The sequence below is a fragment of the Phyllobacterium sp. 1468 genome (assembly GCF_031455525.1).
Classification (GTDB): domain Bacteria; phylum Pseudomonadota; class Alphaproteobacteria; order Rhizobiales; family Rhizobiaceae; genus Phyllobacterium.
In genome coordinates this window covers 258,817-272,607 of sequence record NZ_JAVDSX010000005.1, presented here as the reverse complement: position 1 = coordinate 272,607, position 13,791 = coordinate 258,817, and the positions used below count along the sequence as shown (strand labels likewise).

General features: G+C 57.0%; 13 protein-coding genes. 7 read left to right on the top strand and 6 right to left on the bottom strand.

The window, feature by feature from the left end; translation table 11 throughout:
- Positions 1–82 precede the first annotated feature (82 nt).
- Positions 83–265: a DUF1059 domain-containing protein gene (locus J2X72_RS15920; protein ID WP_112530660.1), complete on the top strand. Its 183-nt coding sequence runs from the start codon at positions 83–85 to the stop codon at positions 263–265.
- Here J2X72_RS15920 and J2X72_RS15915 read toward each other — a convergent pair whose 3' ends face one another.
- From J2X72_RS15915 to J2X72_RS15905, 3 genes are read right to left on the bottom strand one after another with little or no spacing between them, the layout of a single operon-like run.
- On the bottom strand, positions 266–1,537 hold the full coding sequence (locus tag J2X72_RS15915; protein ID WP_310073389.1) for a CCA tRNA nucleotidyltransferase: 1,272 nt from the start codon (positions 1,535–1,537) through the stop codon (positions 266–268).
- Positions 1,534–2,175, bottom strand: a complete 642-nt coding sequence (locus tag J2X72_RS15910; protein WP_310073387.1) for a CoA pyrophosphatase — start codon at positions 2,173–2,175, stop codon at positions 1,534–1,536. The genes J2X72_RS15915 and J2X72_RS15910 overlap by 4 nt, the downstream gene beginning before the upstream one ends.
- Positions 2,172–2,798: a DUF1285 domain-containing protein gene (locus tag J2X72_RS15905; RefSeq protein WP_210003125.1), complete on the bottom strand. Its 627-nt coding sequence runs from the start codon at positions 2,796–2,798 to the stop codon at positions 2,172–2,174. The genes J2X72_RS15910 and J2X72_RS15905 overlap by 4 nt, the downstream gene beginning before the upstream one ends.
- Positions 2,799–2,918: 120 nt before the next feature.
- On the opposite strand from J2X72_RS15905, the gene J2X72_RS15900 reads away from it, so the two are divergent.
- Genes J2X72_RS15900 through J2X72_RS15885 form a run of 4 tightly spaced genes read left to right on the top strand, consistent with a single transcriptional unit; the run spans position 2,919 to position 9,753 of the window.
- Complete coding sequence (locus J2X72_RS15900) at positions 2,919–3,926, top strand: MoxR family ATPase (protein WP_310073384.1); 1,008 nt, start codon at positions 2,919–2,921, stop codon at positions 3,924–3,926.
- Positions 3,926–4,840 (top strand): DUF58 domain-containing protein, encoded by a 915-nt coding sequence (locus tag J2X72_RS15895; protein ID WP_210003127.1) that lies wholly within the window; start codon positions 3,926–3,928, stop codon positions 4,838–4,840. The genes J2X72_RS15900 and J2X72_RS15895 overlap by 1 nt, the downstream gene beginning before the upstream one ends.
- Complete coding sequence (locus J2X72_RS15890) at positions 4,837–7,668, top strand: DUF4159 domain-containing protein (protein ID WP_310073382.1); 2,832 nt, start codon at positions 4,837–4,839, stop codon at positions 7,666–7,668. Before J2X72_RS15895 ends, J2X72_RS15890 begins: the two co-directional genes overlap by 4 nt.
- Before the next feature lie 9 nt (positions 7,669–7,677).
- Complete coding sequence (locus J2X72_RS15885; protein WP_310073630.1) at positions 7,678–9,753, top strand: hypothetical protein; 2,076 nt, start codon at positions 7,678–7,680, stop codon at positions 9,751–9,753.
- A gap of 23 nt (positions 9,754–9,776) precedes the next feature.
- Here J2X72_RS15885 and J2X72_RS15880 read toward each other — a convergent pair whose 3' ends face one another.
- Positions 9,777–10,283, bottom strand: coding sequence for a GNAT family N-acetyltransferase (locus J2X72_RS15880; RefSeq protein ID WP_210003129.1), 507 nt, complete (start codon positions 10,281–10,283; stop codon positions 9,777–9,779).
- A gap of 316 nt (positions 10,284–10,599) precedes the next feature.
- Between J2X72_RS15880 and J2X72_RS15875 the strand changes: the two genes are divergently transcribed.
- Positions 10,600–11,577 carry a glutathione S-transferase family protein gene (locus J2X72_RS15875; protein WP_310073380.1) on the top strand — a complete coding sequence of 326 codons (978 nt, stop codon included), beginning with the start codon at positions 10,600–10,602 and terminating at the stop codon, positions 11,575–11,577.
- A 3-nt stretch (positions 11,578–11,580) separates the two neighbouring features.
- On the opposite strand, the gene J2X72_RS15870 is transcribed toward J2X72_RS15875, so the two are convergent.
- A complete protein-coding gene (locus J2X72_RS15870; protein WP_310073378.1) occupies positions 11,581–12,051 on the bottom strand; it encodes an NUDIX domain-containing protein in 471 nt (156 codons plus the stop codon).
- Between the two features lie 85 nt (positions 12,052–12,136).
- On the opposite strand from J2X72_RS15870, the gene J2X72_RS15865 reads away from it, so the two are divergent.
- Positions 12,137–13,063 carry a metallophosphoesterase gene (locus J2X72_RS15865; protein WP_210003132.1) on the top strand — a complete coding sequence of 309 codons (927 nt, stop codon included), beginning with the start codon at positions 12,137–12,139 and terminating at the stop codon, positions 13,061–13,063.
- Between the two features lies 1 nt (position 13,064).
- Here the strand turns inward: J2X72_RS15865 and J2X72_RS15860 are convergent, their stop codons facing one another.
- Positions 13,065–13,709, bottom strand: a complete 645-nt coding sequence (locus J2X72_RS15860) for a hypothetical protein (RefSeq protein WP_310073376.1) — start codon at positions 13,707–13,709, stop codon at positions 13,065–13,067.
- Between the last annotated feature and the right edge of the window lie 82 nt (positions 13,710–13,791).

The following is a 13,791-nucleotide window of genomic DNA, read 5'->3' as shown; positions in this document are numbered from 1 at the left end:
GCTACCGCTGGTGCGGCAAAATCGGCCGCGCTCTTATGGGACAGAGCACCTATTCTTGCGTCCTACAACAGGGAGAGAAGGCATGAAAGAACTTCATTGCATAGTTCCCGGTTGCCAGTGGCATACACGTCACGACACCGAGGCTGAAATCATTCGCCGCGCTGCCGAGCATCTGCGTGAAACCCACGGTGAAACGGTCATTCGGGAATCAATGCTCGAAACCATCAAGGCGAATATCCAGCCGTCGAAAGGCCAGGCGGCCTGATCAGACTTTTCCTGCATATTCAGGAATTTTGGCAAGGAGTGTATCGCGCTCGAGGGTAAAGCCCGATTTGATCCAGTCGTCCTCTAGCGCGCGCTGGACCCTGCCGATTTCCGGCCCTTTTTCCAGACCCGCAGCGAGTAGATCGCTGCCGGACACGGGAAACGTCGGCCGCTCGTAACTATCGAGATATTTAAGTAGTTTGGATAGGTGCCCGGACCTCATCATCGCAGCGTTATCATTGATCGCCTCGGCACGTGCTGAAACCAGCGCCAGACTGAGCCTGTCGCGCATGCCCTGCTGATCGCCGCGGTAAAGTTGCTTTGCAAATTTGCTCTCGGAAATGTCCTGTTGCGGCATCGCAGTTCCAGCCCAGGCCTCCAGCCGTGTTCGCTCACTGTTGGAGAGTTTCAGCCGCGACGCCATTTCGGTGATGCGGCCGATTTGCGGGGGTATCATGCTTGCCAGGCGTAAAAGCGGATCGACCTTCCAATGGAGGTCCTGCTCGGTCTTTACCAAAGAGTGGATCGCGTCAATGCCCCATTTTTCACTTTCGGGCAAAACTGCCGTCAGGACGCCTGCCTGCCGCATCCATAACAATGCGCGCGAAGGATCCGGCGCACTCAGCAATTTCTTGAGCTCTGACCAGATACGTTCGGCCGAGAGCCGCGTCAGTCCATCTTTCAGACGCGCGCAGGCCTTCAGCCCTTCGCTTTCAGGTCTGCCTTTGCCGTACCAGGCGAAAAATCTGAAAAACCGTAATATACGCAGATAGTCCTCGCGGATACGCTGCTCCGGATCGCCGATGAAGCGCAGCGTACGGGTTTCAACATCCGCGAGCCCGCCAACGAGATCGATGATGGTCCCATCCGCCTCGACATATAAGGCATTCATGGTGAAGTCGCGCCGGTTGGCATCCACCTGCCAATCGCGGCCATAGGCAACTTCAGCATGCCGTCCATCTGTCTCGATATCAGCGCGCAAAGTCGTCACTTCGAACGGTCTGCCATGCGCCATGACCGTGATCGTGCCATGGTCTATGCCGGTCGGAACAGCCTTGAACCCGGCCCCAATTGCCCGCTGCAAAGTCAATTCCGGCAAGCACGTCGTTGCGATATCAATATCGCTGACCTCTTGACCCAGAAGCGTATTCCTTACCGCACCGCCGACAACGCGTGCAGCCTCACCATCGCCGGCAAGTACGGCGAGCAGCCTTTGCAAGGACTCATCTTTAAGCCACGAGGCATCGTCGGCAATGGAAACAGTCGCACTCAAGAATAGAGCCTTTCATAAAGTGTGCGGATGATGCCTGCAGTTACGCCCCAGATGAAGCGGTCACCAAACGGCATCGTGTAGTAGAACCGCTCTTTTTCCTGCCATATCCGGCTTTCGCGTCGATGATTGGCTGGATCCATCAAGAACGACAAGGGCACCTCGAACACGTCGGCCACTTCAGCAGGATTCGGAGTGATTTCAAACGGCGGATGCACCAGCCCCAGTACCGGCGTGATCGAATAGCCGGTCGTGGTCAGGTAGCGAGGCAGCCGCCCGATGACCTCCACATGACGACCTTCGAGCCCGATTTCCTCATGCGCCTCACGGAGCGCCGCTTTCTCCGGCTCGTAATCGTCTTCAGGGTCAATCGCACCACCCGGAAAGGCGACCTGCCCCGAATGCTTGCGCATATTGGCGTTGCGCAGGGTGAGGAGCACGCTGGCCTCATCGCCGCGATCCACAATTGGCACAAGGACGGCAGCGTCGCGCAGGGGATTTGCCGCGATCAGCGCATCGAGCTCAGGATTGAGCAAATGATCGCCATGATCCCGGTCCAAGGGTTCATTGCCCTTGAGCGCCACACGTTGTGAGAACGCCCGGGCGGAAAAACCCTCGTGCAGCGAGTTGATTAGACTCATTGGCTTAGCTTTTCCAGCTCACTTGACGGCATGATTGGGAACACACTGCCCTTTGATCGTACCGCGAACATAGGCTTTCCGTTGATAATGATTTCCTCCCCATAGTTGACCAGCTCATACATCACCGGCCGCGCCAGGAGCGCCTCAAGACGGCCTCGCACCAAGAGATAAGGCTTTAGTCCACCGTTGACTTGATCGATCACAAACCGCAACGGATGGCCGGCGCCTACCTCGACGATGTCGCCAACATTTGTGCGCAGTGTCATGACGCGCGCATCCCCTTCGCCTGTCACATCGAGTTCAACGGCCAGAAAAGGTGCATCCTCGACACGGATTCCTACCTTTTCAACTGGCGTCACGAGATAGGTCCGCCCATCGGCGTCCTTGCGCAGGACCGTGGAGAAAAGCCGGACAAGCGGCTGCCGACCAATCGGAGTGCCCATATAGAACCAGGTACCATCGGCCTTGATCTCCATATCGAGATCACCGCAAAAATCGGGATTCCATTTATCGACGGGTGGCAGGCCCCTGCCCGGCGCAGCGGCACGCGAGATCAGCGCTTCGAGCCCTGCTGTATCCCCTGGAGTGTCTTCTGATCCTGCCATGGTCCGCCTTTTTTCCATATGCGTCACGAAATAGTCAACGTTGGACCGCTTGTCAGCATGTCATAGTGACTTAGAGTCGTTTTACGTTAGAGTCATTTAAGAGAGACTCTTTGCAGATACCAGCGGTTGAGGTGACCCATGACCATGATTAAACCTGAGGTACCGTCCGATCCCAAGGCTATGATTGCCGAGGCTGAGAAAGCGCTAGCAGACATCTCAAGGATAAAGACTGGCATCGGCACCGTCATCTTTGGGCAGGAGAGTGTCATCGAGCGAACGTTGGTGGCGCTGCTGGCAGGCGGACATGCGCTCCTTGTCGGCGTCCCGGGCCTCGCAAAGACAAAGCTGGTGGAAACATTGGGAACTGTTCTCGGTCTTGACGACCGCCGCATTCAATTCACGCCGGACCTTATGCCTTCGGATATCCTGGGCTCTGAAGTCATGGAGCAGGATGACAACGGCAAACGTTATTTTCGCTATGTCAGAGGCCCTATTTTTGCTCAATTGCTCATGGCGGACGAAATAAATCGCGCCTCGCCTCGGACACAGTCGGCGCTCTTGCAGGCCATGCAGGAGTACCACGTTACCATTGCAGGCGAGCGGCATGATTTGCCACAACCGTTTCATGTATTGGCAACGCAGAACCCACTTGAACAGGAAGGGACCTATCCGCTGCCAGAGGCACAGCTCGATCGGTTTCTGATGCAGATCGATATTCTCTACCCGGAACTTGAAGCAGAACGCAGGGTGCTACTAGAGACCACCGGTATTTCAGATGTCAGAGCGGAGAAGATCATCGATGCGGAGCGCTTGCGCGACATGCAGCACCTCATCCGTCGGATGCCGGTACCGGAAGGTGTGGTCGATGCAATTCTCAAGCTCGTCCGTTCTGCTCGTCCGGGCGCAGACAACGACATTGCAAAAAAATTCATCTCATGGGGCCCTGGTCCTCGCGCCAGCCAGGCCCTGATGCTCTGCGCTCGGGCACGCGCGCTCTATGATGGCCGGCTCGCTCCGTCGGTAGACGACGTAAAGGCTCTCGCGGAACCGGTATTGCAGCACCGGATGGCGCTGACATTTGCTGCGCGCGCCGATGGTATGAATGTGCGCGATGTCATTGGCAACCTTACAAAAGTTGCTTTCTAATGGCAGCAATTGGCGCGCAGGTAACACGGGCTGACACAGGGGATGCGCTTGCGCGTGCCCGCCAGCGCGCCGCTCTGCTACCAGACCTGCTCGTCGAAGCGCGTCGTATTCTCAATACCGTCAACACCGGCTGGCATGGCCGGCGGAAAAGCGGCGTTGGCGAAACTTTCTGGCAATTTCGGCCTTACGCTCAGGGCGAGGCTATTTCCCGAATCGACTGGCGCCGCTCGGCCCGCGATGATCGTACTTATATCCGCGATCAGGAATGGGAAGCAGCTCATACGGTTTGGTTGTGGGCCGATCCTTCGCCTTCCATGCTCTACAAGTCCGAGCAAGCCCAAGTGTCGAAAGAATCGCGCGCCCTGGTACTCGTTCTGGCACTGGACGAACTTTTATCACGCAGTGGTGAACGCATCGGCTTCCCCGGCGTGGCGGATCCTATATCGGCCCGAAACGGTGCGGAACGCCTCGCAACCCTACTCGCCCACACGACGAACCTGCCTGCCAAGCCTGATCTGAGCAGAGTGCGGCGCTTTTCCGATGTAGTTCTTGTCAGTGATTTCCTGGAGCCCGTGGAAGATACGCTGGCCCTTCTTCAACAACTCGTTCAAGCTGGCGCTCGTGCGCACCTGATAGAGGTCTATGATCCAGCCGAAGAAGATTTCCCTTACAAGCGGCGCACCGAATTCATTGATCCCGAAACTGGCGCGTCACTAACGTTCGGGCGCGCAGAGGACTACGCCGAAGACTACCGCAGATTGTTCTACGCGCGCCGCGAGGTTCTTAGCGATTTCTGCCGGCGGATTGGCTGGAGCTACACCAGCAATCGTACCGATCGCTTGGCCTCCGACGCGCTCGTGTCGGTTCACATGAACATGACCGCCAATATTGGTTACGAGGGGAACCGCGCATGAATGCACTCCCCCTGGCCTTTGGTGCCCCTGCCGTCCTTGCCGGACTCATCGTTCTTCCAATCATCTGGTGGCTTTTGCGGGTGACACCTCCCCGTCCTGTCACTGAAATATTCCCCCCGCTGAAAATCCTTGCTCAACTCCTCAAAAAGGAAGAGACGCCCAACAAAAGCCCTTGGTGGTTAACGCTCTTGCGACTATTGCTCGCGGCTTTCGTTATTCTTGCGCTGGCGGAACCTGTATGGAATCCCCGAGCTGAAACACTGACGGGCAAGGACCCGGTCGCAATAGTCCTCGACAATGGCTGGTCGTCCAACGAGGAATGGGGCTCGCGCAAGGATACCGCCGAACGGTTGATTTCCGATGCAGAGAACTCCGGAGCGCTGATCTACATTCTAGGTACGGCCGAAAAAGCCAATACCGATATCGGACCGTTCGACGCCAACGCCGCACTAGAACGGCTCCGGGCTATGTCCGTGCGCCCAATCCCGGTCGACCGGCCGGCCGCGTTTGCCCGGTTGAAAACGGCGATAGCGAACGTTTCCGGCATGAGGCTTGCCTATCTCAACGATGGCGTAGACACGCCAGGGGCTGCGGAAGCAGTCAAGTCGCTCGAAGGTTCAGGTATCGCATCCATTATCTGGTACCAACCAACGATAACGTCTCTGGTCGCTCTGCGTCAGGCCGTCAACAACGCGAATGGTCTGACCGTTCGTGCGGTACGGCCGAGCAATGATCGCGGCCAAAACGGAATCACAATAGGCGCATTCGACGAAAAAGGCCGGCGTATCGCTGAAGCCGGTTTGGTCTTTGCCGCAGGCGAGAGCAGCGGCGAAGCTGTCATCAACGCGCCTTACGAATTGCGCAACGACTTCCACACATTGCGGGTCGACGGCGCTGCACAGGCCGGGGCCACCTACCTCATCGACGACAATAACAAGCGAAGGCGCGTTGCGTTACTTTCCGGTTCTGATGCAGACCTTTCACAACCGCTGCTCTCGCCGCTCTACTACATATCCCGGGCGCTCGAGCCGTTTGCCGATCTGTTGCGCCCTCGCAACCCGGAACTCGTGCGCGCCGTGCCCGAACTCCTTGAACAGAAGCCCTCGGTTTTCATCATGGCGGATATCGGCAAACTGCCGCCGGAGACTGAGCAAACACTTTCAGATTGGGTCAATAAGGGCGGTACGCTGATCCGTTTTGCTGGACCGCGTCTTGCAGGCAACAGTGATCAGGATCCTTTGCTGCCCGTTACCTTGCGTAAAGGCGAGCGGTCCCTTGGCGGCACCTTATCGTGGAAGGAATCGCAACCTGTTGCGGCCTTTCCCGAGAACGGGCCCTTCGCCGGCTTGCCAACGCCGCAAGATGTGACCGTGACGCGGCAGGTTCTCGCAGAGCCGTCTTCCGACCTGTACGACAAGAGCTGGGCCAATCTGGCAGACGGTACGCCGCTCGTAACCGGCGAGACACGCGAGCGCGGCCAGCTGGTACTGTTCCACGTAACACCTGAAGCCACATGGTCGAACCTGCCGATCAGCGGCAGTTTTGTCGATATGCTGCATCGTCTCGTCTCGTTGTCCAACGCAGCCGGACCATTGGCAAACGATAATGGCGCAAGTGGCTCGCGTGTCCTTCCACCGTATCTGACACTAAATGCCGAGGGTTCGCTTGTCCCGCCCAACGGCGACACCAGACCGCTCCTTGTCGGAAATGGTGCTGGCCCACAGGTGAGTTTCGACAATCCTCCCGGCTTCTACGGCGTTGAGGACGCCATGACGGCACTCAACCTTTTCAAGCCGGATGCCGATATCAAGCCGCTGATTCGACCGAACCTCGCATTTCCGGTAACGACAGCACGCTATGCCGTGGATGAATCCTTGCCATTGCGAGGGCCGCTCCTGGCACTTGCGGCACTTTTATTGGCACTGGATGCCATTGCCGTACTTTGGCTCGGCGGCCATCTGCGGCGCCGTTATCGCACGGCCGCGGCGGCATCGCTGGCCATCCTCCTGTTACCGGCGCTCCTTGCCCTTGGCCCTACCCCCGCGTCTGCCCAGCAGAATGACAGCAAGCCCGGCGATCAGGCGATTCTCGAAGCCGTCAATGCCACACATCTCGCCTACGTCATAACTGGTGATGGTGCTGTCGACGATGTCAGCAAGGCGGGCCTGCTTGGCCTGTCCAAAGCTCTCTCCGACAGCACGGCCTTGGAACCTGGTGAACCCATCGGAGTCAATCCTGCGACTGATGAACTCGCCTTCTATCCCTTGATCTATTGGCCTGTTGACCCTGCCGCAAAAATGCCGTCGCCAGAGGCGATCGCCAAGATCGATGCTTATATGCAGCAGGGCGGAACGGTGCTGTTCGACACCCGCGATCAGGACGCGGCTGCAATCAGTTTCGACAACTCGACAACCCCGGCCAATCAAAGGTTGCGCGACATTCTTGCCGGGCTCAACATACCGCCGCTCGAGCCCGTCCCGAGCGATCACGTCTTGACCAAATCCTTCTACATTCTGCAGGACTTTCCTGGCCGTTATCGCGGTAGTCCTTTGTGGGTGCAGGCATCACTCTCGACCGAGACCCGCTCCGACCGGCCAGTGAGGGCGGGAGATGGTGTCACGCCCATCATGATAACCGGCAATGATTTTGCCGGCGCCTGGGCGACGAATGCGGAAGGCTCTCCACTCTACCCGACTATCCCCAATGATCCGATGCAACGCGTTTACGCATACCGCGCCGGTATCAACATTGTCATGTATATGCTGACCGGAAATTACAAATCCGATCAGGTGCATGTGCCTGACCTTTTGCAGCGGCTGGGGAACTAGGTCATGTATCTGTCATTGGATTTCCAGCCTCTTGTTTCAAACACGCTTCTCGCGCTTTTGCTCGTACCGCTGTTCATTCTTACGCTGGCCGGAATCTACTTCCGCCAGCGCGGCAGCCTGATCCGGCTGTTGGCCGTTGCAGCATTTGCCATGGCACTCTTCAATCCGATTGTTGTGAATGAGGAACGCGAGCCGCTGAAAAGCGTGGTTGCTGTCGTCGCTGACCGCAGCCAGAGTCAGGATATCGGCAACCGCACTGCAGATACCGATGCAGCTTTGAAACAGGTTCAGACCGAACTTGGCCGCCTACCGCAATTCGAGGTCAGGACGGTTGAAACCGGTCAAGCAACCGAAAATGATGACGCAACCTCAACACGTCTGTTCCAGGCATTGAATGGCATTTTCCGTGATGTGCCACCGGCTCGTATCGGCGGCGCGATTATGATCACGGACGGCCAGATTCATGATATCCCGGCCAATTTGGCCGGTCTCGGTTTCGCCGCTCCGGTGCATGGGCTAATCACCGGCACGCCCGGCGAGATCGACCGCCGTATCCAATTTGTCCGTGCACCACGCTTCGGGTTGACCGGCAAGCCGCAAGAAATGACCTACAAGGTTACAGCTTCGGGCGAGCCGCAAGGTGGCCGTGCGCGTGTTAGCGTGCGCGTGAACGGCGATGAGGTGAGCAATCAGGATGCTATTATAGGTCAGGAAATGCCGCTGGAGGTTACGCTACCGCGAGCAGGCGTGAACATTGTCGAAATTGTCGTCGATGCCGTTCCTAACGAACTCACGGAAGTGAACAACCGAGCCGTTGCCATGGTTGACGGCATTCGCGAGAATCTGCGTGTCCTGTTGGTTTCAGGCGAACCGCATAATGGCGAGCGCACGTGGCGCAATCTTTTGAAATCCGACGCATCCGTCGATCTCGTGCACTTCACGATTTTGCGGCCGCCCGAGAAGCAGGATTCGACACCGATCAACGAGCTTTCGCTGATTGCCTTCCCGACCCGGGAACTTTTCGTCGACAAGATCGAGCAGTTTGACCTCATCATTTTCGATCGCTACCAACACCGCGACGTGCTGCCGCTGCTCTATTACGACTACATCAACGATTACGTCCAAAAGGGGGGCGCACTTCTCATCGCCGCCGGTCCCGAATATGCGGGCAACATGTCGATCGCCAATACACCGCTCCTCTCGGTCCTGCCTGCGACGCCGACGGGGAACATCGAAGAAAAAGCGTTCTATCCGCGTCTGAGCGATCAAGGCAAACGCCATCCGGTGACACGTGGCCTTGAGGGCAGCACGCAAGAGCCACCGCATTGGAGCCGCTGGTTCCGCGTCATTGACGTCAATCAACCTGAAGGCACAACAGTTATGGATGCAGGCGATAAGCCATTGCTGGTGCTCAATCATGTTGGAGAAGGCAGGGTCGGCATGTTCCTTTCCGACCAGGGCTGGCTCTGGGCGCGCGGTTTCGAAGGCGGCGGTCCGCATGCCGCGCTCTACCGGCGCATCGCCCACTGGCTTATGAAAGAGCCGGAATTGGAAGAAGAAGCGCTGACAGCAAGCGGAAGCGGCCGCAACCTGGAGATCCGCCGGCAGACCATGCAGAAGACCGCCAATCCTGCGAGCATCATCACGCCATCGGGCAAGACGAGGTCCGTTCCCCTGACGGAAACCGAGCCAGGGGTCTTTACAGCTTCCGTGACAACCGATGAAATCGGCCTTTACCAGGTGGCCAATGGTGACCTGACGACGCTTGCCCATGTCGGACCCGTCGACGCGCCAGAATTCAGCGACAATGTTTCCACGACCGCCAAGCTCGCCCCCCTGGCGCGCGAAACGGGTGGCGGAACGCGCCGGCTGCGGCCAACCCCCGACCAGACCACAATTGAGGTTCCAAATATCGTGGCGTCGCGCGGCATGGCGGGCGCGAGCGGCGACAACTGGATCGGATTGCGTCCGACCAACGAGACGATCCTGAAGAGCGTCAATCGCCTGCCACTCTTCTCAGGCTTCCTTGGACTCGCCGCAATGATCCTGGTGCTGGGCGGCATGTGGTACCGCGAAGGCAAGTAGTGATCCGTCAGTCCAGATTACTGTCAGGTCTGGGTGGCGTGGCGTACACGTCCCTGCACGGCCTCAAGCGCGCGCGGTGTGAGTTCACAGGCGAGAAACCGGGTCGGTTCCACGGGCGCGGGCATTTCGATCAGATGACCTGGTATCTGGCGAAAGCCAAAAGGCGCATAGTAGGGCTCATCGCCGACAAGGATAACCAGATGGTGCCCAGCGACACGCGCTGCTTCCATACTGGTGCGCATCAGCGCAGCGCCGATGCCTTGATTTTTCCATGCAGGACGTACGGCCAGAGGGCCGAGAAGCAAAGCCGAAGTCGTGCCAATATGGATTGGCGTTAGCCGGACCGATGCGACCACGTGCTCTCCGTTCAACGCGACGAAGGAAAGCGTGCGATCGTGCGGGCCACCCTCTCGAATCCGGTATGCGGCACGAGCAAACCGCCCCGGTCCAAAAGCTTCTTTATTGATGTCTTCTATGGCAGCGTCATGCACCGGATTTTCCGGGGCGTAGGTCACGACTTGGGTCAGCATGCTGAATGTCTTTGTGAAACGAGTGGATAGGCGCCTCGAACCCTTTCGGTCGTCGGCAACACAGGAGTGTCCGCCGCTTTGAAAAAGCGCCGGTCCGGGTTTCATCGTCGGATGAACAGAATTCCTGCCACAAAAGTCTCCTTTTTTGTCCGCGTAACATCAAAAGAAACCGCCGTAAACCGAAAATCCGGTTTGTCCGGCAAAAAGTGACACTCTGTTCACCGGCTTGGTCATGGAACCGAGAGGAATTGGGCCTAACTGTGAGAAACAACGAAATAGTGAAATCAACCAGCACAGCGTGGTTCAAGGAGACGAGATGGGTTTATTGATTGATGGTGTGTGGCATAACCAGTGGTACGATACAAAGGAAACTGGCGGCCGTTTCATCCGGACCGAGTCACAGTTTCGCAATTGGGTGACTGCTGATGGTAGCGCAGGACCGTCGGGCAAGGCCGGATTCAAGGCCGAACCTGGCCGCTATCATTTGTATGTTTCCTATGCTTGTCCCTGGGCGCACCGTACGCTGATTTTCCGCGCACTCAAACAACTGCAGGATGTAATCTCGTTGTCAGTCGTCGACCATTACATGGGAGCGGAAGGCTGGACATTTTACGAGAAGGACGGCGCAACACCCGACCACCTCTTTGGTTCTAAGCGCTTGCATGAAATCTACACGCGCGCCGATCCCAATTATTCGGGCCGTGTAACCGTGCCGGTTCTTTGGGACAAACAGCGCAATACCATCGTTTCCAATGAATCATCGGAAATCATTCGGATGCTCAATTCCGCGTTCAACGACTTCGGCGATGCCTCGCTTGATTTTTATCCCGAAGCGCTGCGCGGCGAGATCGATGAGATCAACGCGCTGATCTATCCGAATATCAACAACGGCGTCTATCGGGCAGGCTTCGCCACGACACAAGAAGCTTATGAAGAGGCGTTTGCGCAATTGTTCAATGCGCTTGACCACGTGGAGGAGCGGCTGTCACGTCAGCGTTATCTCGTTGGCAATCGATTGACGGAAGCCGACTGGCGCCTGTTTACCACTCTGCTGCGCTTTGATCCCGTCTATGTGGGTCATTTCAAATGCAATCGCCAGCGCATTGCCGACTATCCGAACCTGACGAACTACACGCGGGAACTATATCAGGTGCAGGGCGTGGCCCCGACAGTGAACTTGAAACACATCAAGGCGCACTACTACTGCAGTCACAAAAGCATCAATCCAAGCGGGATAATTCCTGTTGGACCGGAAATCGACTATACGGTCCCGCACGATCGCGACCGTTTCTGATCGCTACCAGTTAAGCGGGACGTCTGCGCCGTCCAAAATCTCGGCGAGCCGGCGCCGGGTGGACGGTGTCGTATCCTGCGGCAGCGCTCCGAGTTTGAAAAACCCCGCTTCGGCAATCTCGCGATTGGCGATGAACGGTGTTATCTGCCGGAAAGAGCGGCAAACATACAGTGCAACGTGATCGCGCCTTGATGCGTGCGCATTGTGATAGATGGCGAAAAGCTGCGGTCGACCTGTCAGCTCGATATTGCCTTCCTCCATCAATTCCTTTCTGAGCGTCTGTTCAACGCTATGCCCCGTTTCCACGCCACCGCCTGGAAATTGCCAGCCAGGAACGTAAGTGTGGCGAATGAGAAATACCGATTGCTCCTTGTCATCCAGAACAACGCCGCGGGCACCAAGGGTCATGGGTCGACGAAGCAGAAAGTAGGTATGGAACAGGCGATGACGCCATTTTGAACGTTTTTCAACCATTCTGCGTGACCTTGGCCGGAACTGCTCCGGTGTGCGACGGTTGTATCACTGGATTTCGCGCCAATACTCTCATAAAGCTGAGTCGATGTTTCACCTCGCTCATATCTCCGACATACATCTGTCGCCTTTACCCGCGCTGACTTTGCGTGAACTGATCTCCAAGCGCATTACTGGCTATATCAATTGGCGATCGAACCGCAAGGGCTCGATGACCAGCGGCACACTGGATGTTCTAGTGGCCGATATGAAGGCACAGTCCCCGGATCATATCGCCGTGACCGGCGATCTCGTGAACTTGGCTCTAGATGAGGAACTGGAGACGGCCCAGCGCTGGCTCAAAACATTGGGCGATCCCGCTGACGTCTCGGTTGTTCCCGGTAATCATGATGCGTACGTGCCGGGTGCGCTGAAAAAGACACGTCGCTTTTGGCAACCATGGATGCGAGGGGACGCGCAGGCAGCGGCAAACAGCCCTGTGGAGTTCCCATATCTTCGCGTCCGCGGCGACATAGCGCTTATTGGCGTTTCCTCAGCGCGCGCTACCGCTCCCTTCATGGCGACCGGCGATATTCGCGAGCGGCAAGCTCGAAAACTGGGCGAACTTCTCGACGAAACAGGTAAACTTGGCCTCTTCCGGGTCATTATGATCCACCATCCGCCAGTGCGCGGGGCTGCGCCCTCGCATAAGCGCCTGCTCGGCATCGGTCTTTTTCAGCGCACAGTTCGCAAACATGGGGCTGAATTGGTCCTTCATGGTCATACGCATCTTGCGACACGCTACGAGATAGAAGGTCCAAGCTGGAAAATACCGGTCATATGCGTCCCCTCGGCAAGCCAGAGTTTTGGTGGAAATCACAAGCCTCCAGCGGCGTTTAATCTGTTTTCCATTGCCAAAACCAACATCGGCTGGTCGTGTCATATGATTGAGCGTGGAATTGTCGACGAACAGATGAGCATCCGGACCATCCGCGAACATGACCTTCAAGTGGGCGCTGTACTCGCCCCGGTGTGATTCAAAAGTAGGGCGCCAAGCGATCCCAGAAAAAAGCCAGGAGCGCACCTGCACCCGCGAGGCCGCCGATAACAAACCAGGTCAATACCGTGACCAGTTCGCTCACAACCGATCTCGAGCGACGCGCTGAAGCGGACGATAGTGCGGGTGGCCGAGCCAATGCATGTTCAGTTGGACCAAGTGCCTGATTTTCCTGATAAATTGCGGCGGAGCGAAGATTGATCCTCTCACCTTCCATCAGCCGCTGACGCTCCACGATCCGCTCAGCGATATAATTGGTTACCGCATCTGAAATGGGCTGCACATCGGGCGACTCCACCAGTACGATCCGTCCAAGCCTGGTGTCCCGGACAAAACGATATGTCCGCCGATCACGGCCCATCATGACATGCGACGTCGGATCAATCCACAATCTTGGCTGCTGCCCTTTGGAAATTGCGAAATCCCATTGCAAATCGTCCGCAGGCACATCATCAAATACCGGCTTCAAATCATGGGCAAGGATTTCGATCCTGGCGAGGTCCGCTTCCTTCATATCGACGACGACATCGCCGCGGTCGGCAGCAGCAATTTGCGCACCCCGAACGGCGTCAGCAAGTTTTCGCCGATTATCAACAGCGGTGATCTTCTCTCGCATTTCACTCATAGGCATTTCCGGCACCAGCTAGGTTAGAACATCATTAACCATCTGTCGCGGCCATTGCATCAGAAACTTGTCCGGAATGATT